Annotated in this window: 35 protein-coding genes and 1 pseudogene; 32 read left to right on the top strand and 4 right to left on the bottom strand. The window is 32.7% G+C overall.

Annotated features, from left to right (window positions below; all coding sequences use genetic code 11):
- Positions 1-147 precede the first annotated feature (147 nt).
- The 3 genes from AC2YHV_RS26880 to AC2YHV_RS26890 all read left to right on the top strand — a co-directional run bounded on the left by AC2YHV_RS26880 (position 148) and on the right by AC2YHV_RS26890 (position 1680).
- Positions 148-591, top strand: a complete 444-nt coding sequence (locus AC2YHV_RS26880) for a Type 1 glutamine amidotransferase-like domain-containing protein (protein ID WP_487374518.1) — start codon at positions 148-150, stop codon at positions 589-591.
- A 37-nt stretch (positions 592-628) separates the two neighbouring features.
- Positions 629-811, top strand: coding sequence for a hypothetical protein (locus tag AC2YHV_RS26885; protein ID WP_487374519.1), 183 nt, complete (start codon positions 629-631; stop codon positions 809-811).
- 257 nt (positions 812-1068) lie between these two features.
- A complete protein-coding gene (locus tag AC2YHV_RS26890) occupies positions 1069-1680 on the top strand; it encodes a hypothetical protein (protein ID WP_487374520.1) in 612 nt (203 codons plus the stop codon).
- 151 nt (positions 1681-1831) lie between these two features.
- On the opposite strand, the gene AC2YHV_RS26895 is transcribed toward AC2YHV_RS26890, so the two are convergent.
- On the bottom strand, positions 1832-2269 hold the full coding sequence (locus tag AC2YHV_RS26895; protein ID WP_487374521.1) for an ATP-dependent metallopeptidase FtsH/Yme1/Tma family protein: 438 nt from the start codon (positions 2267-2269) through the stop codon (positions 1832-1834).
- A 304-nt stretch (positions 2270-2573) separates the two neighbouring features.
- Between AC2YHV_RS26895 and AC2YHV_RS26900 the strand changes: the two genes are divergently transcribed.
- Together AC2YHV_RS26900 and AC2YHV_RS26905 are read left to right on the top strand one after the other, a co-directional pair.
- Positions 2574-3248, top strand: a complete 675-nt coding sequence (locus AC2YHV_RS26900) for a hypothetical protein (RefSeq protein WP_487374522.1) — start codon at positions 2574-2576, stop codon at positions 3246-3248.
- A 129-nt stretch (positions 3249-3377) separates the two neighbouring features.
- Positions 3378-3725: a VOC family protein gene (locus tag AC2YHV_RS26905; RefSeq protein WP_387547845.1), complete on the top strand. Its 348-nt coding sequence runs from the start codon at positions 3378-3380 to the stop codon at positions 3723-3725.
- A gap of 166 nt (positions 3726-3891) precedes the next feature.
- Here AC2YHV_RS26905 and AC2YHV_RS26910 read toward each other — a convergent pair whose 3' ends face one another.
- Positions 3892-4155 (bottom strand): hypothetical protein, encoded by a 264-nt coding sequence (locus tag AC2YHV_RS26910; RefSeq protein ID WP_487374523.1) that lies wholly within the window; start codon positions 4153-4155, stop codon positions 3892-3894.
- Positions 4156-4514: 359 nt separating this feature from the next.
- Between AC2YHV_RS26910 and AC2YHV_RS26915 the strand changes: the two genes are divergently transcribed.
- From AC2YHV_RS26915 to AC2YHV_RS26990, 16 genes are all read left to right on the top strand, one after another.
- A complete protein-coding gene (locus AC2YHV_RS26915; protein ID WP_487374524.1) occupies positions 4515-5042 on the top strand; it encodes an RNA polymerase sigma factor in 528 nt (175 codons plus the stop codon).
- Positions 5026-6102: a DUF4030 domain-containing protein gene (locus AC2YHV_RS26920; protein ID WP_487374525.1), complete on the top strand. Its 1077-nt coding sequence runs from the start codon at positions 5026-5028 to the stop codon at positions 6100-6102. The genes AC2YHV_RS26915 and AC2YHV_RS26920 overlap by 17 nt, the downstream gene beginning before the upstream one ends.
- Before the next feature lie 387 nt (positions 6103-6489).
- Positions 6490-7248, top strand: coding sequence for a PAS domain S-box protein (locus tag AC2YHV_RS26925; protein ID WP_487374526.1), 759 nt, complete (start codon positions 6490-6492; stop codon positions 7246-7248).
- A 187-nt stretch (positions 7249-7435) separates the two neighbouring features.
- Entirely contained in the window at positions 7436-7573 is a 138-nt protein-coding gene (locus tag AC2YHV_RS26930; RefSeq protein ID WP_487374527.1) for a hypothetical protein, read from the top strand.
- Between the two features lie 313 nt (positions 7574-7886).
- The gene (locus AC2YHV_RS26935) at positions 7887-8024 is read left to right on the top strand and encodes an anti-repressor SinI family protein (RefSeq protein WP_084785968.1); all 138 of its coding nucleotides are present in this window, start codon (positions 7887-7889) and stop codon (positions 8022-8024) included.
- 185 nt (positions 8025-8209) lie between these two features.
- Positions 8210-8440: a DUF3953 domain-containing protein gene (locus tag AC2YHV_RS26940; protein ID WP_487374528.1), complete on the top strand. Its 231-nt coding sequence runs from the start codon at positions 8210-8212 to the stop codon at positions 8438-8440.
- Between the two features lie 146 nt (positions 8441-8586).
- Positions 8587-9063 carry a GNAT family N-acetyltransferase gene (locus AC2YHV_RS26945; RefSeq protein WP_487374529.1) on the top strand — a complete coding sequence of 159 codons (477 nt, stop codon included), beginning with the start codon at positions 8587-8589 and terminating at the stop codon, positions 9061-9063.
- Between the two features lie 37 nt (positions 9064-9100).
- Positions 9101-9601 carry a GNAT family N-acetyltransferase gene (locus AC2YHV_RS26950; protein ID WP_487374530.1) on the top strand — a complete coding sequence of 167 codons (501 nt, stop codon included), beginning with the start codon at positions 9101-9103 and terminating at the stop codon, positions 9599-9601.
- Positions 9602-9836: 235 nt separating this feature from the next.
- Positions 9837-10040 (top strand): hypothetical protein, encoded by a 204-nt coding sequence (locus tag AC2YHV_RS26955; protein WP_487374531.1) that lies wholly within the window; start codon positions 9837-9839, stop codon positions 10038-10040.
- A gap of 46 nt (positions 10041-10086) precedes the next feature.
- Positions 10087-10617, top strand: coding sequence for a class I SAM-dependent methyltransferase (locus AC2YHV_RS26960; protein WP_487374548.1), 531 nt, complete (start codon positions 10087-10089; stop codon positions 10615-10617).
- A gap of 163 nt (positions 10618-10780) precedes the next feature.
- Positions 10781-11167: a hypothetical protein gene (locus AC2YHV_RS26965; RefSeq protein ID WP_487374532.1), complete on the top strand. Its 387-nt coding sequence runs from the start codon at positions 10781-10783 to the stop codon at positions 11165-11167.
- Positions 11168-11365: 198 nt separating this feature from the next.
- A complete protein-coding gene (locus tag AC2YHV_RS26970) occupies positions 11366-11833 on the top strand; it encodes a hypothetical protein (RefSeq protein WP_487374533.1) in 468 nt (155 codons plus the stop codon).
- Positions 11834-12409: 576 nt separating this feature from the next.
- A complete protein-coding gene (gene sigH / locus AC2YHV_RS26975) occupies positions 12410-13057 on the top strand; it encodes an RNA polymerase sporulation sigma factor SigH (protein WP_487374534.1) in 648 nt (215 codons plus the stop codon).
- Between the two features lie 254 nt (positions 13058-13311).
- Positions 13312-14151, top strand: coding sequence for a tyrosine-type recombinase/integrase (locus AC2YHV_RS26980; RefSeq protein ID WP_487374535.1), 840 nt, complete (start codon positions 13312-13314; stop codon positions 14149-14151).
- Between the two features lie 839 nt (positions 14152-14990).
- On the top strand, positions 14991-15371 hold the full coding sequence (locus tag AC2YHV_RS26985; RefSeq protein ID WP_487374536.1) for a hypothetical protein: 381 nt from the start codon (positions 14991-14993) through the stop codon (positions 15369-15371).
- Between the two features lie 566 nt (positions 15372-15937).
- Complete coding sequence (locus tag AC2YHV_RS26990; RefSeq protein WP_084785968.1) at positions 15938-16075, top strand: anti-repressor SinI family protein; 138 nt, start codon at positions 15938-15940, stop codon at positions 16073-16075.
- 250 nt (positions 16076-16325) lie between these two features.
- Here the strand turns inward: AC2YHV_RS26990 and AC2YHV_RS26995 are convergent, their stop codons facing one another.
- Complete coding sequence (locus AC2YHV_RS26995; RefSeq protein WP_487374537.1) at positions 16326-17147, bottom strand: STAS domain-containing protein; 822 nt, start codon at positions 17145-17147, stop codon at positions 16326-16328.
- A 279-nt stretch (positions 17148-17426) separates the two neighbouring features.
- Between AC2YHV_RS26995 and AC2YHV_RS27000 the strand changes: the two genes are divergently transcribed.
- From AC2YHV_RS27000 to AC2YHV_RS27020, 5 genes and pseudogenes are all read left to right on the top strand, one after another.
- Entirely contained in the window at positions 17427-17921 is a 495-nt protein-coding gene (locus AC2YHV_RS27000; RefSeq protein ID WP_487374538.1) for an N-acetyltransferase family protein, read from the top strand.
- Positions 17922-18124: 203 nt separating this feature from the next.
- Positions 18125-18349, top strand: a pseudogene (locus tag AC2YHV_RS27005) (DUF4362 domain-containing protein); the annotation flags it as partial.
- A gap of 258 nt (positions 18350-18607) precedes the next feature.
- The gene (locus AC2YHV_RS27010; protein ID WP_487374539.1) at positions 18608-19141 is read left to right on the top strand and encodes a hypothetical protein; all 534 of its coding nucleotides are present in this window, start codon (positions 18608-18610) and stop codon (positions 19139-19141) included.
- A 216-nt stretch (positions 19142-19357) separates the two neighbouring features.
- Complete coding sequence (gene spoIIP / locus AC2YHV_RS27015) at positions 19358-20509, top strand: stage II sporulation protein P (protein ID WP_487374540.1); 1152 nt, start codon at positions 19358-19360, stop codon at positions 20507-20509.
- Positions 20510-20886: 377 nt separating this feature from the next.
- Complete coding sequence (locus AC2YHV_RS27020) at positions 20887-21327, top strand: GNAT family N-acetyltransferase (protein ID WP_487374541.1); 441 nt, start codon at positions 20887-20889, stop codon at positions 21325-21327.
- Between the two features lie 80 nt (positions 21328-21407).
- Here the strand turns inward: AC2YHV_RS27020 and AC2YHV_RS27025 are convergent, their stop codons facing one another.
- A complete protein-coding gene (locus tag AC2YHV_RS27025) occupies positions 21408-21908 on the bottom strand; it encodes a hypothetical protein (RefSeq protein WP_487374542.1) in 501 nt (166 codons plus the stop codon).
- Between the two features lie 334 nt (positions 21909-22242).
- Between AC2YHV_RS27025 and AC2YHV_RS27030 the strand changes: the two genes are divergently transcribed.
- The 6 genes from AC2YHV_RS27030 to AC2YHV_RS27055 all read left to right on the top strand — a co-directional run bounded on the left by AC2YHV_RS27030 (position 22243) and on the right by AC2YHV_RS27055 (position 25871).
- On the top strand, positions 22243-22653 hold the full coding sequence (locus AC2YHV_RS27030; protein ID WP_487374543.1) for a GNAT family N-acetyltransferase: 411 nt from the start codon (positions 22243-22245) through the stop codon (positions 22651-22653).
- 163 nt (positions 22654-22816) lie between these two features.
- Positions 22817-23248, top strand: a complete 432-nt coding sequence (locus AC2YHV_RS27035; RefSeq protein WP_487374549.1) for a bleomycin resistance protein — start codon at positions 22817-22819, stop codon at positions 23246-23248.
- A 33-nt stretch (positions 23249-23281) separates the two neighbouring features.
- A complete protein-coding gene (locus AC2YHV_RS27040; RefSeq protein WP_487374544.1) occupies positions 23282-23476 on the top strand; it encodes a hypothetical protein in 195 nt (64 codons plus the stop codon).
- A gap of 221 nt (positions 23477-23697) precedes the next feature.
- On the top strand, positions 23698-24231 hold the full coding sequence (locus tag AC2YHV_RS27045) for an N-acetyltransferase family protein (RefSeq protein ID WP_487374545.1): 534 nt from the start codon (positions 23698-23700) through the stop codon (positions 24229-24231).
- Positions 24232-24360: 129 nt separating this feature from the next.
- On the top strand, positions 24361-25002 hold the full coding sequence (locus AC2YHV_RS27050; protein ID WP_487374546.1) for an HAD hydrolase-like protein: 642 nt from the start codon (positions 24361-24363) through the stop codon (positions 25000-25002).
- A 701-nt stretch (positions 25003-25703) separates the two neighbouring features.
- Positions 25704-25871: a hypothetical protein gene (locus AC2YHV_RS27055; protein ID WP_487374547.1), complete on the top strand. Its 168-nt coding sequence runs from the start codon at positions 25704-25706 to the stop codon at positions 25869-25871.
- The last annotated feature ends 515 nt before the right edge of the window (positions 25872-26386 follow it).

Below are 26386 nucleotides of genomic sequence, written 5' to 3' on the forward strand. Positions count from 1 at the left end.
TTTAGTTCAAGAGTGCTGTTTGATCTTTGTTCAACAATTGGGCCATATTGTATAACAAATACATTGTAAAAATTATAGGAATTTGACATACTTACGATTAAAAAAGAGAAGTTTAATTAAGTTGGTTTTGAAGATGGGGGAATACCAATGATAAATATGCTATTCAGTCAATATAACTTTCACGAAGGCTGGGCAAAAGATACAGTGGCAAAATACATAAATTCTAATGATAAGATTTTAATAATTCCATTTTCCTTTGACAATAAGATAAGTGATTGTCAAGATTGGGAAAATGCTTATAGCAGAGATAAGGGGAAATTTTATAAAAGTATTTTTACTCCATTTATGGATTTTGGAGTTCGAGAAGAAAATATAAATTGGATTAACTATTTTAAAGATACAAAGGAAGAAGCAAAAGGGAAAATCAGAAAAAGTAATATCATATTTTTTACAGGTGGTTTCCCAGAAAAATCGATGGAGCGATTAAAAGAATTCTATTTAATTGAAGAGATTAGAAATTTTTCAGGTGTGATAATCGGTAGCAGTGCTGGGGCGATGATTCATAGCCGAATATCATATTACTCCAGATGAAGATTATCAAATATTTTCGTATAATGAGGGGCTGAACTTGATTAAGAACTTTGATATTGAAGTGCATTATGAAGGTAATGAAATTCAGAAGTGTTATATAAACAAGGTGTTGAATGAAAAAACAGATACAGTATATGCTATCACGGATACTGGCGGAATCATTGTTGACCATCAAAAAGTTGTTTCGCTAGGAGATACACGAAAATTTAGCAGACAATAGATTTACCGTAATTTTCAATTTTGAATATTAAACGATTCTTATTCCAGAATCGCTTTTCTTAATGAACTAACGGGGCAGGATAGTGGATTTGCATACTAAAAGTGCAACTATTTAAACAAGAATTTGTTCTAAACCATATTGACACGTTATGTGTATTATGAGTATAGTACATCTATGAGGTGTATGAACTACTTAGTACATACACCGGATGTCAGAGGAATAATAGGAGTTGTTTGGATGAATAGGGAGGTGCTTTTTTGAAGGAGAACCAAGAATATAGAGTGCATTGGAAGTTTGTTACCTTTACATTAATGGTTGGTTTAATTGTTGCAATTTTTTCAGTTATTTCTGATAATTTATCATTTTTAGTTGACGGTGTAACAGTTCTTGAATTCGTCATTGCGTATTTAGCGGTAATGATTAATTCTTTACCAATGTGGTTTATTGTAGCAATGCTTGTTGGCTATATATTTGCGAGGAACATTAAGAAGGCTGCATTACTTGGGGCCATTTATACAATCACTGCAATTACGTTTTATTTCGTGATTGGACATTTTTATACGGATATACCAGTAACAGTAACGATATCATTTAAAGAACAGGCGATTTCATATGTGAACTGGTATGGGGCGTCAACCATTGGTGGTATCCTGGGTGGGGCTGTTGGATACTTAGTAAAAAAAACACCATTTGCATTACTGAGTTTACTTGTAGGATTAATCTTGCAGTTGTTTGTATATGGTACAAGTAACTGGAGTGACATTCTTGGTATTGCACAAAATGTTACCTTTTGTCTAATGATTGTAAGCATTTTTATTTATTTAGTGATTGTGAAGAGAAATGATAGAAGTCAATATTTTGGAATGTGAAAAGATGTACTTAAACTAACGGGTGCGTTACTTTAATAAGCCATCCTTTTCTTTTATTAGGCTAGATAAAGGTTGACTCACAAAAACAATGTAAAAAAACTCGCAAAGTCCATATGGAAAGCGAGTTTACTTTTTTTATGTATATGTATTTTCATCCCTTCCATTTTTTTCTTACAGCTACAAACAGAAAAATAAAGAAAAACAGGATGAAAATGATTACAAATGGAATAATGGAAGTGAAAAATGTCACCCAGCCACTTGTCTTTTCTGGAGGTTCAACAGTGATGATGCCTTTACCTAATTTAGTTACGGCATCATTAATTCGACTCTGTGAATATTCACTGAATGGCACGTGCGTCACAAAGTTCTTGTTTTCATCATCCCCCTTAAGCTTCCAAATGATATTAAATTCACTGCTTTCGGGCTGCATCGTTAGTGATATAATGTCCCCACTCTCCAAATGATTATAGAACTCATCTTGGGTCATTTTCTCTGTTGATTCATTGTTATTATTAAAGATGATTACAATTCCAATGATGACCAAAAAGATCAGTAAATAGAATATGGTATTACGGAAGTTCCGATTCATTCTTTCCCTCCTCAACTGGTAAACAAACTATAGTAAATAGTATCATAGTAAATTAATCATTTATATTCCCTAGAATAATTAATATTCCAAATCCAATCACTACAATAATTCAAAAACACCCGAGAACTTTAACATAGTCTTTTCTTATTAAACTAAAGGGTGCGTTAGCTGAAGATCGGAGCTGTCTTTAAGGTAGCTTTTAGTTCAAAAAGCTGATAACTCTAATAAGCCAGTGAAAACAACATTTTCACGTGGTATATAATAAAAATGTAACTATCCGAACCTTTTAAGAGAGGCGAATAACATGAAGGTAGAAATAAGCTACTTCCCTCCAGAAAAAATAATAACTGAACCTGGCCTAAAAGCCACTTATCCTTTTGAGATAACCGGTGATTTCAAATATATCGTAGAGTTTTCTTGTTATATTGATGGGGATTATACAGATGCCCATGAAGAATTCTTTTGCAATTGGCTGGAGATTCCAAATTATTACCCTATTTATTCACTTGCGGAAATCTATGATTTTCAACTAGAAGAGTACGAAGAGCTGTTTAAGATGCAAAATATAGAGTTCAATTATATGAAGGGGAGTAGCAAAGACTCGTTCTTTGTAAAGGCAATTATCCGCAACCCACAGCAATTCAAACAATATTATCCTTATTTGCACGGGAATGGGAGCATGTTGAACTTATCATTATGGTCCTTAAAACAGGATGTCTTCAGTCTAGAGGAAAGGGAACATGAGTCACCTTATCCCGTAAAAAGAACTAAAAAAAACCGAACAAGAATTATTAAACTAAAATGGATAACCAATACCCTGATAGCAACTTTAACTGAGAGTTCCACTATGTTTTGGGTAGGACATGATGGCGATTATATAGCCGCATTCTCAAATGATGAAAACTTTTCAACAATAGACTCTCTTCAAAAAATAATGCCGGAAAAGGTTGAGCTGGTGACTGATTATGAATGGGAATAGTGTTTTCCCTTTCCGTACCCTTGTTGAACTAACGGGGCAGTATAGTTGAAAAAGGAACTTGAATTTAAATCTCGAATATATAATAATCAGATAGATAAAAATTTTGATGACAAATAGGAGCTAGATACGATGATCAAAGGTTTCGGAGGAATATTTTGGAGAACTAAAAATCTTGAAGTTGTGAAAAAATGGTACAGTGAAGTGTTGAAGCTTGAAATAGATAATTGGAACGGGACTGTGATAAAGCCCCAATCAGGAAATGAGACCATCTTTTCTTTCTTTACCGATGAAGACAGTTATTTTCCAACAGAACAACAAGTGATGTTAAATTTCCAAGTACATAATCTAAATGAGACTATTAAGCATCTTGAACAGATTGGTGTGCCCCTTGCAAAGAAAGAAGAGATTAGTGAATTTGGAAAGTTTATTTGGATAGAAGATCCTGAAGGTCGACTGATCGAGCTTTGGGAGAAATAACTATTGAGCTAACAAGTGCGTTAGCTGAGGAACGGAGCTGCCTTTAAGGCAACTTTTCTTATGGAACTAACGGGTGCGTTAGCTGAAGATCAGAGCTGTCTTTAAGGCAGCTCTTTTCTTATGCAACTATAGGGGCAGGATAGTTGCATAGTGACATTTATTTGATTTATTTATTACTTATACAACTCTTCACTAGTTCGATAAATTCTTGTGCCTTTTTCTCATCCTTTTTTATCTTTTCAACATTTTCAGGAATAGTAAGAAATTTTTTAATGTTTTTATTATGCCAAATAACCTTAGAGTACCGTACATCTCCATATAGCTCCCTAAACCATTCTTCAGAACTTAGATTTTCTATTGCTATTTTTAGCTTGGAATAGGAAGTAGATCTCATTAGGATTACTTCTGAAATTATTTGAATAAAGTCCATTGGCTAGATCACCATCTGTCTTTGAATAACCTTAGAATTATATATATGCTAACACTTATTAATCTACTTCTTTATTCTTGGGATGGGGAAGCCTAGACTTTCTTTATGGAACTATAGGGGCAGGATAGTTCCAAAAGGCATACTAATATTAGGTCTAACGAGGAACTTATTTTAAGGAGGAAAAAATGAGCTTGGAGCATCATGGTTACCTTATTTCTAAGACAACTGATATAATAGTCAGTTCTTTAAAAGAACGAAAAAATCTCTAATTTTAGAGATTTTTTTAATGCAAAAACACAACTTTTATTTAGCTAATACGTCTAAGTATTGAACATTCAAGAAAAGGAGGGTTTGGTAACTTGTCGGAGTACAGAAAAGAAGAAATTGCAGATTGGTATGACCAACATAGTAAATCCATTTTAAGCTTTATTTTATTGATGGTTAAGGATTATCAACAGGCAGAGGATTTGACCCACGATACCTTTGTAAAAGCGTACTTATATCATAATTCATTTAATCAGCATTCCAGTGAAAGAACATGGCTATTCAGTATCGCTCACAATTTAACGGTTGATTTTTTAAGAAAACGCAAACCCAGCAGTTTCTTTAAAGAAGTGTTCCTTTTGCAAAAGGACAATAACTCATTGCCTGAAGAAATGATTCAAATAAAAGAGGAATCATTTGAACTATATAAAGCGTTAGGGGAAATCAAAGATACATATCGAAAGGTGATCGTTTTAAGAAAAATCAAAGGTTTTTCTATTGAGGATACGGCAAAGATCTTAGGCTGGTCTGAGAGTAAAGTTAAATCGACTCTTTTTAGAGCTATTCCAGCATTGAAAAAACAATTAATAAAGGAGGGGTATTTGGATGAAAAAGCAATATGAAGATACTGATTTGGATAGTTCCTTAAAGAAATTAAATTCCGATCTCATGTGGAAAACAAAACAAAAACAAGAACTGAAAAACCGAATCTTAACTGATATTGAAAATTTGGAATTCCAAGAGAGAAATAAGCACCCTATCAAATTAAGTTGGATCAGGAAGTTAACATACTCTGGTATCGCGTTGATCATATTATTTAGTTTATTTATTGGCTCAGCTTTTATCTCCCCTGCAATGGCAGAGGTTATGTCAAAAATCCCTTATTTAAATAAAGTGTTACATTCAAAAGATATTTTTACATCGATACAAGAAAGATTAGAGAACGAGGGTTATAAAACTAGAATAGGTACTAATGGAGATAACAAAATAGAAATAAGAGTAGATGGGTCAGAGCAATATTTTCAGGATGTACGTAAAGATGTAGAAGAAACTGCCTTGGAGGTATTAAGGTCGAGAGAATATGACGGTTATACAATCAAGGTAATTAAAAACAAGGTCGTGGATGAAGAAAAACCAAGTCCAGAAACAATAAAGCAATATGAAGAAGCTTCAAAAGTTCAAAGAGCTTTGGATCAAGAATTGAAAAAGCATAATTATCATGATGTTACTACCCAAGTAGGTACACTGAATAATTCAGGTGATTTAATGATTAATATTGGGATACCTACTACTGAAAAAGATGCTGAAAAAATAAAAGAACTGGTTCAAAATGTAATAACGAAAGAAACGGATCAGAAATATACATTAAAATTCAACAAAATTAACTTAAAAATAAGAGAGCAGGAGAATAGGTGGGGCAGAGTCATAAGTACAATTATTGATGGGCTGTATAGCAAAAAAGAATATCAGGTAAACGGTTTTTCTTTTTCAGCGCATCCTCAGCCGATGACCTTATATATTAAAACCACTATATCTTCTTCTAATCCGGATAGTAAACAACTTGGATCTAAAATTGAAAATACAATTAGGGACTTTTTAGAATCGGAAGAGGTTAAAAAGACCATAAAAGATGATGAATATAAAATCATTGTCTATAGTAAAGATAAGCAGCAAATAAATTAAACATTTCTTAACACCATACTAATGTAAACTAGCATGCTTATTTTTTAAAAAGCTAACCTGGTGCGTTAGCTGAAGGTATTGGAGCTGTCTTTAAGACAGCTTTTTCTTATGGAACTATCGGGCAGGTTAGTTGCACAAGGATTATTTATTATCGTTGAAGAATATATATCATAAATAGTACAGGTTGAGGAGAAATATAGGTGGATAAAGGCAAATTAGAGTTAATAAAAGTTGTGAGTTTAGCTGTAATTGCAAATTAGTTCAGCAATAATAGCTTGGGGAAACTAATAAGCACAGATATGGGCGTAAAATACAATAATTATTCACTTATTGTATAATGTTTTTAGTTGAAAACTTATAGCTTTTAGTAAGGAGTAGTGGACTTTCATGGGAAATAATATGGATGAAAAATTGTATCGTCAAATCGTGGAATCGACCACGGAGGCAATTATTATTCAACAAGATGGGGAATTCAAGTATATAAACCCTTCAGGAGTAGACTTTTTACGGGCAGCTTCCAGTGAGGAAGTTATAGGTAAATCTGTATTCGATATCGTACCCGAGGCGTATAGAGAGCTGACAGTAAAGCACACAAAATCGATCCTTGATGAAAATAAACCAACTGGAACTATCGAAAAACAATTAAGACGGTTTGATGGTTCACTAGTTGATGTAGAAACAAACTGTACTCCTGTTTTGTATGAGGATAAAAAAGCGATTCAATCTGTCGTCAGAGATATAACAAAGCGTAAAGAAATCGAAAGATCACTCGAAAAAGTGTCCAAAGAAATTAACACACTATCAGCTCCAGTCGTCCCTATATTGGAAGGGGTCGCTGTGTTACCCCTAGTAGGTTCTATCAATTCTGAAAGAGCGAATTATATTTTAGAACATGTGCCTTTAAAAATACAGGAACAGAGTGTCCATACTTTGATTAGCGATTTTTCAGGCATCTATGAACTTGATGCAATGGTAATCCAATGTCTGTTTGAAACTAGTGCCGTACTTGGTTTGCTTGGTGTTCGTTCTATTGTAACGGGAATAAGACCCGAAATTGCCCAAAGTGTTGTTCAGCTCGGAGCCGATTTATCCCTAATACAGATATTTGGAACTTTACAGCAAGCAGTACGCTTCGTAAGTGCTTGAATAGGATATCAACTATATTCCGTGATATATTGTTATCCATCTTCCTTACAGGTTCGTTCTCTGGAGTCAGAGCCGTCATGAGACGGCTTTTTCTTATTGTGCTAATGGGGCAGGTTAGTTGCACAAGGCTTATTTATTATCATTGAAGAATATATACTTTAAATGTACAGGTTGAGGAGAGATATAGGTGGATAAAGGCAAATTAGAGTTAATAAAAGTTGTTAGTTTAGCTGTAATTGCAATTGGATCAGCAGTAATAGCTTGGAGAATGGGTAAAGTTGTTAATTACTTGTATGACTTAGTTATGTTATCAGGAAATGGCTAATTCTTATATTGTGTTTAATGATGTCGGTTTATGTTGTTTAATGTAGATTGAAATATAGAATAAATATGAACCCTATTTGTTGCAAAAAAGTTCACTCTATATTTTAAGTTAGAGACTACCTTCGTTAATTATTAATTACTATAATTTATCTTATTTTTCTTGAGTTATTATATATTACTTATCACTTAATATTTTTATTGTATGTGTAAACGTGGTTTTCAAGAAATAGAAGAGGGAAGATATGTAATGTAGGGCAATAGTTCCAGGTAAATCCTATCGGGAGATTGGAACATCTAAAATCAGGAGAGTGAACATGTCAAATTCTTTATTTATCGAAAAAGGCTTAGATAAGGAATGGGTAGAATTGATATTATATGCCCGAGAGTTAGGTATATCTATTGATGAAATTAGAGAATTCTTAAATCGATCGCAATCTTTGGGACCTGAATAAGGTCTTTTTTTATTTCATCCCTCTAACTTATTGCAAAATTTGTGTCAACTCTACATTTATCTTATAGAACTAAAGGGGCAGGTTAGTTGAATAAGGAATTCCATTTTCCACACAAATGAAAAGGTGTTAAATGGTATGATTAAATAAAAATTGTACCAACATAATTTTTAGGGGGAAATATATTCTTGAAGATAGTTAGAATTATCTTAGCAATAATTGTTCTTGCTTTATCAGCCAATCAGCTAATTACTGGTAGTTTTGAGTTGATGCCATATTCTATGTTGTTCGTGGGTGCACTTATGTTAGCGACTGGATTAACCGAACTTCAAAAAGATAGAATAGGAGGATTTTTGGGGTGTGTTGTTGTCTCATTATTTGTTTTCTTTGTTTCCATACAGGGTTTCTTAATGAACTAACGGGTGCGTTAGCTGAAGATCGGAGCTGTCTATAAGGCGGCTTTTTCTTTATGCAACTAAAGGGGCAGGCTAATTAACTAACAATAATTCACAAATGCATGTTCGGATGATGATAGTCTGTAAATAAATTGAGGGGGAATAAGGTTATGGAAAAAGTTGATTACGTTGAGTTAAAACATTTTTCGAATGAATATTTAGATGTATTAAATTCTTTTGAACTACCTGAAGAACAAGTGCAGTTCACTGCATTACCAAATAAGATTTTAGAGGCGACAGAAGGGCAACATCGGATTGTTATTTTAAGTGAGAATGAACCTGTAGTTTTCTTTTTATTACATTCAACTGAACGAGTAAAGGAGTATTCAGATAATTCGAAAGCTATGTTGTTAACTGCATTATCTGTTAATCATGCGAAGCAAGGAAAAGGTTATGCTAAACAAGGTATGCTCTTGCTAAGTGATTTTGTTAAATCTGAATTTCCTAACTGTGATGAAATCGTTTTAGTTGTAAATCATAAAAATCTTCCTGCCCAGCAACTGTATTTGAAAGTGGGTTTTCAAGATACTGGTAAGAGAAAAATTGGTCCAATTGGTGAACAGTTTATAATGAATTTATCGGTGTAAAATACATAGTGCTTGTAGAACTAAAGGGGCAGGATTGTTGAAAGGAAATAAGCAGAAAAAGGCGGTAAGTTTTATGGAGATAAAGACTGATCGATGTACTGTACGTCGATTTGAAAAAGAAGATCTTGACGATTTTATACAATATAGAAATGATGAAAACTGGATGCAATTTCAAGGTTTCAAAGGATTGACCAAGCAAATGTATGCTAAAGAATTACTTAGCGAACCCTCTTTTTTAAAAGGTGTTCAACTTGCTATAATCAACAATACAACTAATCGATTGATTGGTGATATTTATTTAAAAAGGGAAAATTACACGTTTTCGATTGGATACACTATAAGTCCTTTTCACGCTAAGCAAGGCTATGCATATGAAGTACTTGTCGCAATTATAGCCTGGCTCAAGCAAAAAGGTTGTACCAGAATAAATGCGGGCGTTTCACCTGAAAATCTTGCGTCAATCAACTTACTTAAAAAACTTAAATTTACTTTTCTTTCTTCAGATGATGGAGAACATATATATATATTGGATTTGTAAAAGATATGAAGTAATTTTCAATATCAATTCGCTTAAAAGAAAATAATAATATGTATAAAAAAATTTATCTTGTGAAGTGATTCACTTAAACTATCGGGTGCTTTAGTTCATTAACAGGGGTTGCTGCGGCAGCCTTTTTCTTATGGCACTAACGGGGCAGGTTAGTTGCACAAGGTCATATACATAATGTGTTATAATTTGTATTAATTTGTAAATGGTGATTGGAGGGATATGAATGAAAGTGAATTTTGGAAATGTGGCAAAAAATTATGCTCAATATAGAAATGACTTACCTGTTGAGTTATTGGAAAGTTTAAGACTCAGAGGAATAGATTTTAGCAATAAAAAAGTAGTAGATTTGGGTTCTGGGACGGGTGTATTAAGTCGAGCTTTACATAATGATGGTGCAGTCGTTGTAGGAGTAGAACGAATTAATTGAACAAGCGAAAGTAATTGATGCGAATGAAGGTAATATAATTGAGTATATAAATACATACGCTGAATCTACAACCTTAGATAATGGTTTGTTTGATTATGTAACCGTTTTAAGGGCTTGGCACTGGTTTAATCGAGAAAAAACCCTAGATGAGATTAAAAGAATTTTGGTGGAAAAGGGTATATTGATAGTTATAGATTCAGGGTTTATATCAAAAAGTAAAGTTATAGATGATACACTTCAAATTATTAAAGCACATATGCCAAACGGAGAGTTAAAACCGGCTGGTGCTAAAGCTGAATCCAAACATTTTATCAATGGATTTCCAGTTGAGTGGTTTAAGGAATGGCAGGAACACAAGTTTGACCTAAAGGAAACATATAAGCTCAATTACACAGTATCTTTTACAAATGAAGACTGGTGCGGAAGAGTTGGTTCTCTATCTTGGCTTTCAGGATTTACAGAAAATCAGCGAAATGAAATACTTGATGAAATCTTTACTCATTTAGTAAAAGAATATGGAGACATTCAACATAATATCCAACATGGATGCTTTATAACTATATTGAATAATTTATAAATGTCTCTTTTATTTGGAGATTAATATGTTTATTGTCTTAAGCAACTAACGGGTTCTTTACCTTATTATCAGGAGCTGATCAGCAGCTCTTTTTCTTATGGAACAAACGGGGCAGGTTAGTTCCATAAATTATTAGCAAGATGTGTTTAAAAGGAGGCGTAAAATGAAGAGACCTTTAGGCGTTTCATTAATTAGTTATTTTTATATCTTTGGTGCAATTATTTTATTATCTACTGCTTTTTTTAATAATGTTGATGATAATTCCATTGGTATAGCTGAAAGGTTTGGTATCCCAAATGTGCATGAACGACTTTTGAGGGTAATAGTTGCTATCTTCTCAATGGGAATGGTTTATGGATATATAAGACTAAAAATATGGGGATTTTGGTTAATTGTACTCTATTCAGTGTTTTTTGGATTCATAAGCTCTTCTTTGATATCAAATCAATCTCAACAACCATTTATCGGTAATTTTATTTGGTCAATTATTGTTTTGGCTTATACATTCTACGTAAAAAAGGCATTTTTCAAAACTGGCGTTCAGCAATAGGAAGTCAGTTATGCCACAATCTCTTATTCAAACTAACGGGTGCTTTAGCTGAAGATCGGATCTGTCTTTAAGGCAGCTATTTCTTATGGAACTATCGGGGCAGTTTAGTTCATTAAGAATTCACACTTATTTTGGAAATTATTGTTATAATTAAGTGGGTAATTTCGTTAGGAAGGTTGCTGTTCAAGGTGGTCAGTTATGAAATCTAAAAAGACAGTAGTGATTATTGCTTTCGGTATAATATGTATAGCTATCGTTATAAATCTATTAAAGAAGGAATTATGGGATGTAAACGAAGAGTTGTTAAAAGAAGAAGTGTTATCAATTGGACATTCCGTTGAAACAATAAATTTATTAGATGTAACACCGTTTAACTGGGATGTAGTATATTCCTTTGGACCATATACCCCGAAAGATGATATATATGAAACGGTAGGTTATAAATGGGATACTATTAGCGAAACTGTAAATGAAGGAATGAATCAGATTGTATTTTTGAACGATGGAAAAGTGGTCTGCTATTTATATGGTTATCCTGAGAATAATGGATATGGTATATCTTTTGAATCTGAGAATTACAAAGATGCTGGTTATATACTTAATAGTAAGGATGATTTAAATTTTCAAATAGAAAGAAGTGACAGTGTCGTATATTTAAGAAACTAAGCAAGAATATGAAGCATTCAACTAACAGGTGCTTTTTCTTAATGAACTAACGAGTGCGTTAGTTGATTAATGATCTTCAACAATTGGGCGCTATATTGAATAAACCTTAGATTTTTAAATGACTTTATTTTAATATTTTTGATTACAGTGAAGTATCTTAGATCCAAAATTAAACAACTATATTTTAACCCCGTCTTAAATTTAGAACGGGGTTATGCTTGTTTTAGGTTTTAAAATTAAATAACTTTATTGTCCTTTTACAGGATTTCCATTCTTTCGTGGTTCGCTTCATATGATCGAATATAATTTGGGGGGTGGTCAAAAAGTTTCCCATCTTTTTCAACCATCCATAAAGCCATCCTTTAGCAGAAAAGAATCTTAACAAAATGCTTATCAATCTTTATCTTAGATTTATAGCATTTTTAATTGTTACATATTTCGACAGCGTTTTCATTTGTTGTCCTTTATAATTTTAGAAAAGATCAAGAGATATTAAAGTGGATTAAACAAGCGCTAGTTTCACAATATATCAGTTTATTAAAAAGCATCATAACTCAATTTGGCGGAGGGATATGAGTGAGTGTAAACATCGGAGTACAGCCGATTGAAAATTATGCTAAATTAGAAGATAAAGTTTTAGTAAAGATGGTTCATAGTGGAGATAGCGAGTCATTGGCTTTTTTAATTAATAAATATCAGAAATTTGTTCGCGCGAAGACAAGACCATATTTTTTAGTTGGTGCAGATAAAGAAGATCTTGTTCAAGAGGGAATGATTGGTCTATATAAAGCTATTCGTGACTTTAGAGAGGACAAGGTGGCCTCTTTTAAAACTTTTGCTGAACTTTGTATCACTAGACAGATTATAACCGCGATCAAAACGGCTACTCGTCAAAAGCAAGTACCTCTAAACTCGTATGTTTCTCTGGATAAGCCTCTTTATGATGAAGAATCAAACTATACGCTTATGGATAGGATATCCGGAGAAAAAATAACGAATCCGGAAGCATTGTTCATTAACCAAGAAAAAGCTAATGATATAGAACTTAAAATAGCAGAATTGCTTAGTGATTTGGAAAGAAGTGTGTTGACCTTATATATGGATGGACAATCATATGTAGAAATTTCTGAAGAACTAAACACGCATGTAAAGTCCATTGATAATGCTCTCCAGCGAGTAAAAAGAAAACTTGAACGGCAACTGGCGATAAGGGTGGCTATCTAATGATTTCATTTGAATTTTCTGAATTGGTATATAGTCCCGTTTATTTTTGTGAAAATGATTTCAACCTGCTGAGGTAACGTTTTTCTTATGGCACTAACGCGTGCGTTAGCTGAAGATCGGAGCTGTCTTAAGGCAGCTTTTTATTTTTTAACTAATGGTGTTACTGTTTAATGAAAACTCTACTAATCTAGTATAATAGTTATTCTTTTGACTATACTGTCTATTAATAAGGTATAGATTGGAGAGAAATTGGTATGATCTTAACTGATGTATGGGGTTTATATAAGGCAGATAAGCAAATCCAAGGTTATTCTCAACAAACATTAAAGGCCTATTACGTACAATTTAACTTGTTGTTGAATAGTTTTGGAAATATATCCATTCAAGAACTTTCAACTAATTCTCTTAAAGTTTATCTGGGAAAAGCAGCTGAAAAGCTTAAGCCATCGAGTCTGGGTCACAGAATCCGATTTATTAAATCTTTATTAAGATGGGCTCAGGATGAAAATTTAATTAATGGAAATCCTGCTTCCAAAATCAAGGAACCAAAATTAGAATTAAGGGTACCAAAATACTTGTCTGAAGAGGAAATTGAACATTTGCGGGAAGCTTGTCATACAACATTTGAAAATGCTTTATTTGAGTTTATGTATTCAACAGGATGCAGAATTGGTGAAGCAATAACTCTAGATAGGGCCTCAATTAATTTCTCTAATCAATCAGCAATCGTTTTAGGTAAAGGGCGTAAAGAACGAGAAGTATATTTCAATACTCGTTGTGAAATATGGTTGAAGCGATATTTAAGTGAGCGAAAAGATAATGAGGAAGCACTATTTGTGACAACACGCGCACCCCATCGAATGAGTATTTCTCAAGCGAGAAACATTATAAAACTGGTGGCAAAGAGAACGGACATTAAAAAGAGCATTCATCCCCACCAGCTTAGACATAGTTATGCCACAAATTTATTGAATAATGGAGCGCCTCTAGAAGTGATTCAAAATTTAATGGGTCATGAAAAAAGTGAAACCACAAAAATTTATGCATATCTAAGTGGTGCAATGCGGAGAGACTTGTATAGAAAGTATTTTTAAGGGACCAAGAGTCCTTTTTATTTTGTTCTTAATAAACTATCGGGCAGGATAGTTCCATAAAGGACTTGGGTTTTTATGTTAAAATATAAAGTAAAACTTATTGTTGGGGGGATTACTTGGAACTTATTATGGTTTTAGTCGTATTTTTAGTTTGTATATGTATTAGTTCGGTTCTGAATGTACTTTTTAAACTGATGAAAAAAAGAGATTGGCTTATAACATTCTTAATAAGTTTAGGTTTATCAATAATAATAGCTCCTCTATTAAATGCTGGATAAGTTCTGGTTAGTATTATGAGGTGATTGAGTGAGATTTTATTATTTATTATTACTTCTGAACTGAATAGAAATTATTAAGCTAACGGGTGCGTTCGTATTATAAGGTTAGCCAGTTTTTACTGGTTGACCTTTTTTTAATAGAATCTATTATATCAGTAGCCAGGGTAGGACGTACGGGTGCGTGGGACTTGATTCCGTGAACTAAACTGTCCGCCCCCTACTTGTAGAAACATGTTTGAGGCTGGTTGGGACGCGAAAGTGTCAATCGTTGCCTGTATGAATAAGTTGCTTCAATGGATTTACGCTTTATTAAGCAGAAAAGAAACGTTCCTAGATTTAGCCTAATTAACGGTTTTGTGAAACAGAGAAAAATCCTTCCAAAAGGGTTTTGGAGGGTTATTTGGCATGGCCAAAAATAGTATATCATAAGGGAAATGAAAATATTAGAGAAAGATATTGACATCCTATTAGCTGGTTTAGTTCAACATGAATAGTATTTAGTTTACGCAGCTCGATAGACTTATATATAATAGATGAAAACAACCATTAGGAGTTGACTTTATGCTTAATCGGATTCGAAATAAATCGATCCCCGCACAAGAAACGGTAGAAGAAGTAGATAATATCTACGCTATTTTACCTCCGCCAGGAACCATTATCGAAGAGGCAACTGAAGAAGAAATGGAAAAGGCAGCAGAGCTTGAAATTAGACATATGGCTTTCATGAGGTTGCAGGAAATGAATATACAATTCGACGGTTCGTCATATAAAGAACTATTAAAAGAGTTTCAAGATTTTGAAACCGATTCGAGTAAATTTTGGAGAGGTGTAGCAAGCCGTTTATCCGTTCCGTATGAATGGCCTATTAGAATTGATTATGCAAACGGCCCTATTTATATTGGTGAACACGATTTATATCAAGAAGAAGATAATGAAGATTGATATTAAAATTTACGCTTGGCATAGTCGAATAGTTTCATGTAATAGTTATTAATGTATGTTAAATCGATTTTAGAGTGTTGACCAAAAGGGTTAATGCTCTTTTTATTTACAAAATTAGCTGTATAGTGATGTAAGTGGATTTTTCCCTCTAGTAGGACTAACAGGTGCGTTAGCTGAAGATCGGAGCTGTCTTTAAGGCAGCTTTTTCTTATGCCACTAAAGGGGCAGGATAGTTCCATAAAAAAAGGATGCCGCAGCAACCCTGTTATTGAAGTAAATGTCCTTTAGTTGCATAGGAAAAAGCTACAACAATGAAAGCTATGATCTTCAAAAATAAACGATTTTAAGTTAGAGACTACCTTCGTTAATTATTAACTACTATAATTTATCTTATCTTATTTTTCTTGAGTTATTATATTATTATTTATCACTTAATATTTTTATTGTATGTTTAAACGTGGTTTTCAAGAAATAGAAGAGGGAAGATATGTAATGTTAATATCAGGGCAATAGTTCCAGGTAAATCCAATCAGGAGATAGGAACATCTAAAATCAGGAGAGTGAACATGTCAAATTCTTTATTTATCGAAAAAGGCTTAGATAAGGAATGGGTAGAATTGATATTATATGCCCGAGAGTTAGGTATATCTATTGATGAAATTAGAGAATTCTTAAATCGATCGCAATCTTTGGGACCTGAATAAGGTCTTTTTTTATTTCATCCCTCTAACTTATTGCAAAATTTGTGTTAACTCTACATTTATCTTATAGAACTAACGGGGCAGTTTAGTTGAAGAAGAAAACGAATTGATTGGTGTTGAATTAAATACCTAACTATATTTTTTATACAAAGATATAACTGCTAGGCAGAATAAATATGTAGACAGTTGGTCAGAATATATTGAAAAAGGAAAAAGAGTCGGCAAAGCGACCCTCCTCTAAGATTCACTGTATTTACTTTATTAAGTATTTATTCAACGCTTGTTGTAAAGTTCCTAATGTTTGTGCTTTTTCATTTAATAGTATTCCTTTGCGTATCATATTGCTCGCCACTTCAGCTCTTAACCCGGTAATCACAGTGGTACATCCCATTAATGAAGTGCCGTCAATAATCTTCATTAAATGATCGATTACCTCAGTATCCATTTCCATAATTCCAGATAAGTCCATAATCAATGTGTGAATACGTAATTTTCCAATCTCTGTTAAAACCTTTCCCTCTAGAATATTCGTTCGGTAAAGATCAACCGCACCAATTAAAGGCAAAATACATATAGTGGGTGTTATTGGGATTATTGGCACAGAAAGATTTTCGACCAATTCTCTTTGAGCCATTATCAATGAATCTTTGTATTGAGAATATGTGATAAAAAAAACATTTAAAAACCTGTCTACTTGATTATTTATTTCTTTTTCTACCGAAAAAAAATCTTCATTTATAACGTGATTCGTTACCTTGTTATATCCTTGTAGGAACTTCCACAGAGTTCTTCGAATGGCTTGCACCCACTCTAATTTGAAAATTAATGGTATTTCGTGTGTCGCCCAAGCTATACCTTCTTGTTTAGCAAATGATTGAAGCTCTTCTTCTTCACCCTCTACAATGTATCGAACCAGCTTACGGGCATTATTTACCAGGTCAATATTACCGACCATTAATATTTCTTCAATTTTGTCTTTCACATTAGATGCTTCGTTTAATAATGAATCATCAAAATCCTCGTTATTTTCTTCGATGAATTTCATTAATTTATATATATCAAGTGACGAATCCATAATTTTAATCTCCTTTTTGTATAATGCCAAATCATTAATACCCTATTATTATAAGTACTAAAACCATTTACATACAAATAACTTCTAATTTAAAGGAAAATGGATGATATTTATGTTAATAAATATTGTGAAGATTTCTACTTAAACTAACGGGTGCGTTAGCTGAAGATCGGAGCTGCTTTAAGGCAGCTTTTTCTTATGGAAATAAAGGGGCAGGTTAGTTGAAGAACAGGTAATAAATTTTCCATGTCGAATTAGTAACAAATGGGGTGAGTAATTTTGATACTTGTAAAAAGTTTGGAACAAAGTGAGCATGATTTAGATTTTTTAACGGATATGATGTATGAAGCTATTCATATTCTTGAAAATAAGCCACCTAAAAAAGAACTGTTAAATTTACCACATATCAAAAAATATAGTGAGGGATGGGGACGAAAAGGTGATAGAGCAATAATTGCTTTTGAGGATAATTTTCCTGTTGGTGCTGCATGGTATCGCCTATTTGCAGAAAATCAAAAAGGTTATGGATATGTTGATGATAAGACTCCTGAACTGGGTATAGCTGTAATTAATAAAGTAAGAGGTAAGGGAATAGGTAACCTGCTTATGGAAAAGTTATTTGAAACAGCTTCTAGAGATGGTTATACATCACTATCTTTGAGCGTTGACCCTAAAAACACTCAGGCTGTACGACTTTATAAGAAACTTGGATTTGAACAATGTGATTCATCAGGAACATCTTGGACAATGATATATAACATCTCTTCCAGTTAGAAATTTTCAACTAACGGGTGCTTTAGCTGAAGATCGGAGCTGTCTTTAAGGTTTTTGCTTATAGTTGGTTGTGCCAATTTAGAGACTGATTCAAAAAAATTTGTTCCTTCTGATACTGATATTGTGAATAGAAATAATGGTGATATTAAAAACGAAACTAGGTTAAAAGAAATTATCAAGAATACAGAAACAGGGAAAAGGATAGTATTCGTGTTGTTGCTTACACAAAGGAAGGAGACTCAATACTAACTGATTTAACATATAACGGAGAGCAGCTTGAAATTACTGAGGATACCACTAGAGATGAGTACGGTAGTGGAGAAATTAACACATTTGGATGCGAGAAAATTTTAGTTGAAGGAAACAAATACTCTATCATTGGTTGCCAAGGTTACGAAACACCTTATTACTTAGCAGAAGGTAATTAATGTGATTATCGACTGTGTAATCCTCAACGACCCTCTATCACACCTTAATTCGAGTACATCCTTAATGAACTAACGGGTGCGTTAGCTGAAAATCGGAGCTGCCTTTAAGGCAGCTTTTTCTTATGGCACTAACGGGGCAGGATAGGTCAACAAGCATAGTACTCATACTGTGCTGTATTAAAGATAAACACTCTTAATAACTCATATCTTCAATGCTTCAGGGCATCTTATTTAATAATAAGAAAGGGCGTGATTGTTATGAGGTTATTAAGATTATTTGTCCTATGTATTCCTTTTTACTTCACATTCACTGGAACAACTTACGCAAGTAATGACAGTAAAGAGTTTGAAAAGTCGCTTTCTGAAATTGGTTACACTTCAGTACATCAAGCTTTACAAGATAGTAATAAGCATTTTAATCATACTATTTCTTTGCCTATTCAATTACCTCCAGTACCGTTCACTCATAATTACGGCAGGTTTAATAACCTTGAAGGTAATATCAATGATGGCTTTGAGGCAGAATACTTTAATAAAGACCTATCTGAAAACCACTATGCAATTCGGGTTAGACCTGTTGAAAATAAAATTAAATTTAAAAAAGATAATATTGACCAAACTTTTAAATTAAATGATGGTAATACTTCCATATATAGTAGCAAGGCTTCTGGAGTGGTAAACCTTTTAATTTTCGAAAAAGATGGATGGCAATATATGTTAAGTGTTGATAAGAGAATTTCTAATAAAGTAACATCAGAAATATTGGTAGAAATTTCAAATTCATTAAAATAAATTACCACAGATTATTAGTCAACCCTACAATAATCCTTAATGAACTAACGGGTGCGTTAGCGATATAAGAAGGCCGCCAATTGGGGGCCTTTTGAACGTGCGATTCTTTATATTATCACTCACTCGAATTCATGAAAAACACTTAATCAAGATGTGGAAACCTTTTAAAGATATTTTTCTAACCTCTAGCATATAAATGAAACATGGAGGTATTCTATGAAAAAATCTAATAGGTTTGCATTTTTAATAATAACCAGTTCAACGATACTGGTTATATTATCATTCGTTATTACCGGAATCATAATTAGTTTAAACATAAGCTATCAATATAAATTTATTCAAGACTCTTTAAAAGAAGTGAAATCAGAACAATTATTTGCTCAAATGATGCGTACAGAAAATCATTATTTTTTTCAAGATACCAGTGAAGATCTGTTAACATTAGGAAACGTTTCAATGTATCTAATGGAGTTAGGTGTAAATATAAGACCTGATGATATTAGAACCTTTTTAGGAAGTGAACTACCTGGACTAGCAGCTTACGATTATGAAATTGCAGTTGCAGGTGAAGGGACTAATCTTACTACATTACCTTTAGAATCTTCACCACCTTCAGATGTTTTATTAAAAGAAAGAGAGGTAGTAGAAGAGGAACTACAAAATAAAGGGCATGAAGATGATTCAGCAAAAAATAATCCTGAAATTCAAAATAAAACAGTATTTATTTATCAAACTCATAGTTGGGAATCCTTCCTACCTCTGCTAAAAGAAGCTAAAGTTCCAGACGATGCAATAAGTAACGACAATAGAGTTAATGTTGTCGCTCTGGGAAGCCGTTTAAGTAATAAATTGAATGAGAAAGGTATAGGAACCGAACATGACCAAACTAACATGACTGAAGAATTGAATAAGAGACAATGGAAATCAACTAAATCTTATAGTATGTCTGAAGCTATAATTGAAGCCAATGCAAATAAAAATGGAAAATTAGAGTATTATATAGACATTCATCGTGATTCCTCACGTAAAGACATAACAACCAAAACTCTAAATGGACAGGAATACGCGAAGCTATTTTTTGTAGTCGGAAAAGGAAATGAAAAATATGAAAAAAACCTACAGTTTGTAAAAAAATTAAATACAGAGCTTGAAAAAAGATATCCAGGTATAAGTCGGGGGATATTCCTTAAACCTAATAGTATGGGGAACGGGGTTTATAACCAAGATATCTCTGAAAAGGCTATTTTAATTGAAGTAGGTGGCGTAGATAATAGCTTTGACGAATTAGATAGAAGTATTGATGCATTTTCTGAAGTGTTTTCAGACGTCTATTGGAAAGAAAATAAAGCCAAAGAGGTAAATGGATAATGAAAAAGAAATTAACTAAAAGTTCTTTAAAGTGGCTCTTGTTCACTTTTTCATCCACATTTATTAGCCTACACCTTACTGGAGTTTCACCCTTCACTTTAGCGTTTTTTATATGTGGCCTTTTATTCTCAATAGTAAATCTGTACCAAGAAGAATTAAGAAAAAATAATCATAATGAAAAAAGTTCCTAAATACTCATTACTATACAGGCGTTAGCGCCATAAGAAGGCCGCCAATTGGCGGCCTTTTACAAATCATACATTCATATTCAAGTGAAAAACTACTCTTAATGAACTAAAGGGGCAGGTTGAAAAAAGATAAGATATAATTTAGATTAAAATATTAAATTTTAATAAAAACAGAAAGGAAGCATGATTATGACAGAAATGTTACCCATTACATCGGAGAATTTAGAGCAATGTATCGAACTTTACATGAATGTTTTTAATAGTGAGCCATGGAATGAAAGTTGGACATACGAAACTGCTAAAGAGAGACTTACTGACTTATTACATACTCCTAAATTTCTTGGTTTTTTATTTCATATTGATAACAATCTAGTTGGTTTTATTGCTGGAAATAGTAAAGTGTCTTATCAAGGTTTAACTTTTTATTTGGCAGAGCTTTGTGTAAATAATGAAATACAAGGTAAAGGTTATGGCTCAAAAATACTGCATTCTTTAGAGGATGAACTACAGAAGAGAGATATTAAAAGTCTTTATTTATTAACTGCTAACGGCGGGCTTGCAGAAGCATTTTATCGAAAAAATGATTATGTAATAAATGAACATAGGATAGTTATGAAGAAAAATTTATAATTGCACGAATCTTAAATGAACTAACGGGTGCGTTAGTTCAACAAAAAGACCGAAATAGTTCGGTCTTTTTGTTTTTCTTGTTATTCAGCAGTGAATGTAAATGTTTCTTTTAAAGGTCTGCCTTCGCTACCTTTTTTAGTCCAAACGATTTCAACTTCCAATTCCGTTGCTTTTTCAGCCAAAAGGAAATTGCTAAATCGATAAGGATACCCATCATTCATTTGTTTTGCTAAAGCAACCGCCTGTTCATCAGTATCTAGTTTTCTACAAGGATGATCAGGAGGACAACCAAAAAGTGCAAACTTCGTCGTAGAATTAGGTTCATTTCTATACATGTAAATTTCCGCAGTTAATATATCCTTACCAATGTTATCAACCTCTAAAGAGTAAGTATGATATTCTCCCTTTTTGGATTCTGCTACCCCCTTAACTTTTTCAGCTTGGCCTACTTGAACCGACCATTGTTTCGATGTTTGTTTAGTTGGCAATTCACCAAAGGTTAAAGCTTTTGCCTCTAGAGTTGGTGCGACTATGTTCAAAAGAAATAATGTACATATAGCAAGTATCATTTTCTTAACCATGACTACCTCCTTGTTTTAGTTACAGTTACTTTGCCCAAAATGGAATGGAATATGTTTTGAACTAACAGGTGCTTAATATCAATAAGGAAGGTTGCTGCGGCAACCTTTTTTCTTACTGAACTAAAGGGGCAGGTTAGTTCATTAAGAAAATGAGGACTAATATGTAAATTGTTTAAAAATTACATGATGGAAGTTAATACCACCTATTTTATTTCTTGTATAATAAAAAGAAGGAATATTTCGTTATTTTATTCAAAAAGGCAAAAGGAGGTATAAGACAGTGGTGAAATTACGTTTATACTCTTCAAAATAAAATTTTGAGGAGGGAAATATAATGTCCATTATTATTATAGAACAAAAACACATAGAGCAAGATGACTTAAAAAGCCTTTATGATGATGTTGAGTGGTATGCATATACGAAAGATTTAAATCAATTACAACAAGCTTTAATTCAATCTTTAAATGTTGTATCAGCATGGGAACACAGGAAATTAATTGGTTTAACTCGGATCGTTGGAGATGGACTGACAATTGTCTATGTTCAAGATATTTTAGTTTTAAATGCATATCAAAATCAAGGCATTGCAACACTTATGATGCAGCATGTTCTTGAAAAATATAAGGATGTACGTCAAAAAGTCCTTTTAACAGAAGAAGCACCTGATGTACGTCACTTCTACGAAAAGAACGGTTTTCAATCTTGTGATAAAGGGACCCTAGTGGCTTTCGCTAAACTTGATTAGGGGGCGATTATTAGCTATTGCCACACAAATTTAAACAACCTTATTAGGTGCGTTAGCCGAAGATCAGAGCTGTCTTTAAGGCAGCTTTTTCTTTATGGAACTATCGGGGCAGGAAAGTTCAATAAGGAATGATATAGAATAGAGGGTGCTTACAACATTGGAAATGGAGATAGATATGATGTTTAGACTAAATTCATTAGTACCAGAGTTATCAGTTTCAGATATAAATAAAAGTCTTAATTTTTATTTAAACATTCTCTCGTTTAAGTTAGAGTATCAACGTCCAGAAGATAAGTTCGCTATGCTATCACTAAATGACTGTCAAATTATGATTGAAGAGATAAATGGCTATTGGCAGACTGCGGAGTTAACATATCCTTTTGGGAGGGGAATTAACTTTCAAATAACGGTAAGTGATATTAACGAAATATATAAGAGTCTAAGAATGCATGAGTATCCGATTAAGATAGAAATTCAGGAGAATTGGTATAGGGCAGATAATAAATTAAAGGGACAAAAAGAATTTTTAATTATGGACCCAGACGGTTATTTATTAAGGTTCGTCCAAACCTTGGGGGAAAGAGAAAATGTATAATATTAATATATTTAATAGTATTGGAGGTTTGAAATGATTAATAGTGGAGATGGATTATTTGCTCTTGTAGCTTTTTTACCTATTATTTTTTGTTTAGTAATTACTGGTTTTTCCATTTATTTTGTAATTAAGGTAATTAAGTTCATGAATGAAAAAACAAAATTAGACCGAGATAGAAATGAGAAGCTTGATGAATTAATTATGGTCAATCAAGGTAAAAAAGATTAAATAACTTTATATTTAATTCAACAAACGGGCGTTAGCGCCATAACAAGGCTGCCAATTGGCGGCCCTTCTTAATGTAAGACTCTTACAATAATTATACATTCAAATAAAAGTGAAAAAGTACCCTTAATTAACTAACGGGGCAAATTAGTTGAAGAAGGAAAATTAGTTGGAATCACAGAATATACCAATGTTGAAAAAATATTTTATAAGGGGAGATATAATTGTCAATCTCAAAAGATATTGTTAGTTATATTGTTCGTACTGGAAAACTTGAAGATGCCGAGGCAATTTTAGACATACAGAAATCAGTTGTTTCCGAAGGCGAGTTTTTAATCGCGTATCCCGAAGAGTTTAATAAAACTTCATCTCAACAAAGAGAATGGGTACAGAGTATATTAGAGAATGAAAAAGAAACATTAATTGTTGCTGAAAAAGATGGTGAAGTTGTTGGTTGGATAGTATTTCAAATTAACCAAAATAGAAAACGATTGTCTCATACAGGTTCATTTGGAATGATGATAAGTAAAAGTTACAGAGAACTGGGAATTGGAAGAATGCTACTAAAAGCTTTATTAGACTGGACAGAGAAAAATCCTTTTATTGAAAAGGTAAGTTTAGCAGTTTTCTCAACAAATCATAGGGCAATATCTTTGTACAAAAAGATGGGGTTCATTGAAGAAGGTCGTAAAATTAAAGAATTTAAAATGAATGATAATGAATATGTGGATGATATTCTTATGTACAAATTAGTTTAGTGAAAGTGATTTAATGAGGCTTATTGAACTAACGGGTGCGTTAGCTGAAGATAGGAGCTGTCTTTAAGACAGCGCTTTTTATAAATTATATTATGTTTTACTGAGAGATAGAGGGAGGGGGATTTTTCAATGAGTAAAGCGATTATTTTTGATATGGATGGAACCTTATTTCAAACAAATTTAATTTTAGAACCTGCCCTAGAAGAAACATTTGATGTACTACGAAAAGAACATTTATGGGATACAAAAACACCGATTGAACAATATAGGGGCATTATGGGTGTCCCTCTACCAGTTGTATGGGAAACACTTTGCCCAAACCACTCACCAGAAATACGAGTAAAGAGCAATGAGATTTTTCATAAAAAGCTTATTGAACTAATCCAAGAAAAAAAAGGTGCATTATATGCTGATGTGGAGAGAACATTAAATGAGTTAAGTAAAAAGTATCCATTATTTATTGCAAGCAATGGACAAATAGAATATTTACAAGCAATTGTAGAAACTTATAATTTGGATAGATTTATTCAAAATACATATAGTATCCAACTGATTAAATCTGGGCATAAATCTGATTTAGTGCAAATGGTGAAAAGTAAAAATCAAATTGGAAAAGGTTACGTTGTCGGAGATCGTTCCTCAGATATAACTGCTGCTAAGGATAATGACCTTATTTCCGTTGGTGTGAACTTTGACTTTGCTCAAGAAGATGAATTAAAACAAGCTGATTTTGTAGTGAATAATTTCAAAGAAATCTTAGAGTTAGTTTAAACTTCAAAGGCCGCCAATTGGCGGCCTTTTGAAAATACGATTCTTAGCATTATCGTACATTCGCATTAAAGTGAAAAACTACCCTTAATGAACTATCGGGGCAGGATAGTTCTACAAGCACAGTGTAATCGAACTGTGAAGCAATAACTTTTTCTAACAAAATTAAATAAAGGAAACAAATTAGAAACACTTAACTATTAAACTTATTTTTATTTTTCTTATTTTGATACTCCGTTAAATATGAAAGTGGTATTGAGAAAATAAAGGCACCAATTGCAACAAATATAGCTTCTTGTGTGAAAAAACTTGTATTTTTTATGGTATAGCTATAAATACAAAAACCTATGAAGCAGAGAAGTACACTTAAAAAGGGGACAAGGATATGTTTATAAAATTTCACAGCAATATAACCTCCTCTAATGTATAAAGTTGTGTTTACCCTTTTTTAGAATTTTTTAACATAAATTCCTTTTGTAAAGTAATACATAAAAAAATGCGTCTAAACAGTCTTCAATGAATTTTACTTTTACGCCTACAAAATAATCAATAAGCGAAAATGAATGGAGATATCAGTGCCCGTTGTTTGCTGCACAGTTTGTGTCACTCTGCGATAAGTCATAATGAACTAACAGGTGCGTTAGTTCATTAATATTTATTTTTAACACCGTCCGAATAAACGGAACAAATAGGTGGGTGCAAATATGGATAAACGCAAAAAAAATAAAAGAGATACATATAAAATTCGGCATGAGTATAGAAAGAAAATGAGAAAAGAAACAAATAATAAAGAGACTAATTTAGAAATGATGATTGTTGCTATAATTCTTTTTATATTAGTAATAGCAGCATGGATATTTTCTCTAAGTTGAAAGGGTTTCATAAAAACTTTAATCCTTGTTGAACTAACGGGTGCGTTAGTTGATTAAGGAACATTAAAATGATCAATCTTTTTTATAAAAAGAATAATCCAATTAAATAGCATAAGGGCATGTTTTGATAAAATCTTCAGTTTAGTGCATCCCTTTTGATTAATTTAAAGATGAAACACGTACGTGGTTTTGTTGTATTCATTAAAAAGATGGTTTCAAAAGGAAAGTGTTATTAGAAATTCTTATTTTATGGATTAAATGTTGACACTAAAGAAAAATAACAGTATGATAATGAAGTCGCCTAATTAATGAGCGATTTTTACAAAAGAAATACTTCGTAGAAGTTGACAACTATTCAACGTTATGTTAAGATGAATTAGTTGAAAAAACCTACAACAAATTGCTCAACAAATTGCTCTTTGAAAACTGAACAAAACAAAGCGCCAACGTTAAATTTTTAGTGAGCATACACTATCAAAAAAGCAAATGAGCAAGTCAAACATTTCTTCGGAGAG

The organism is Peribacillus sp. SRI_006 (assembly GCF_057586375.1).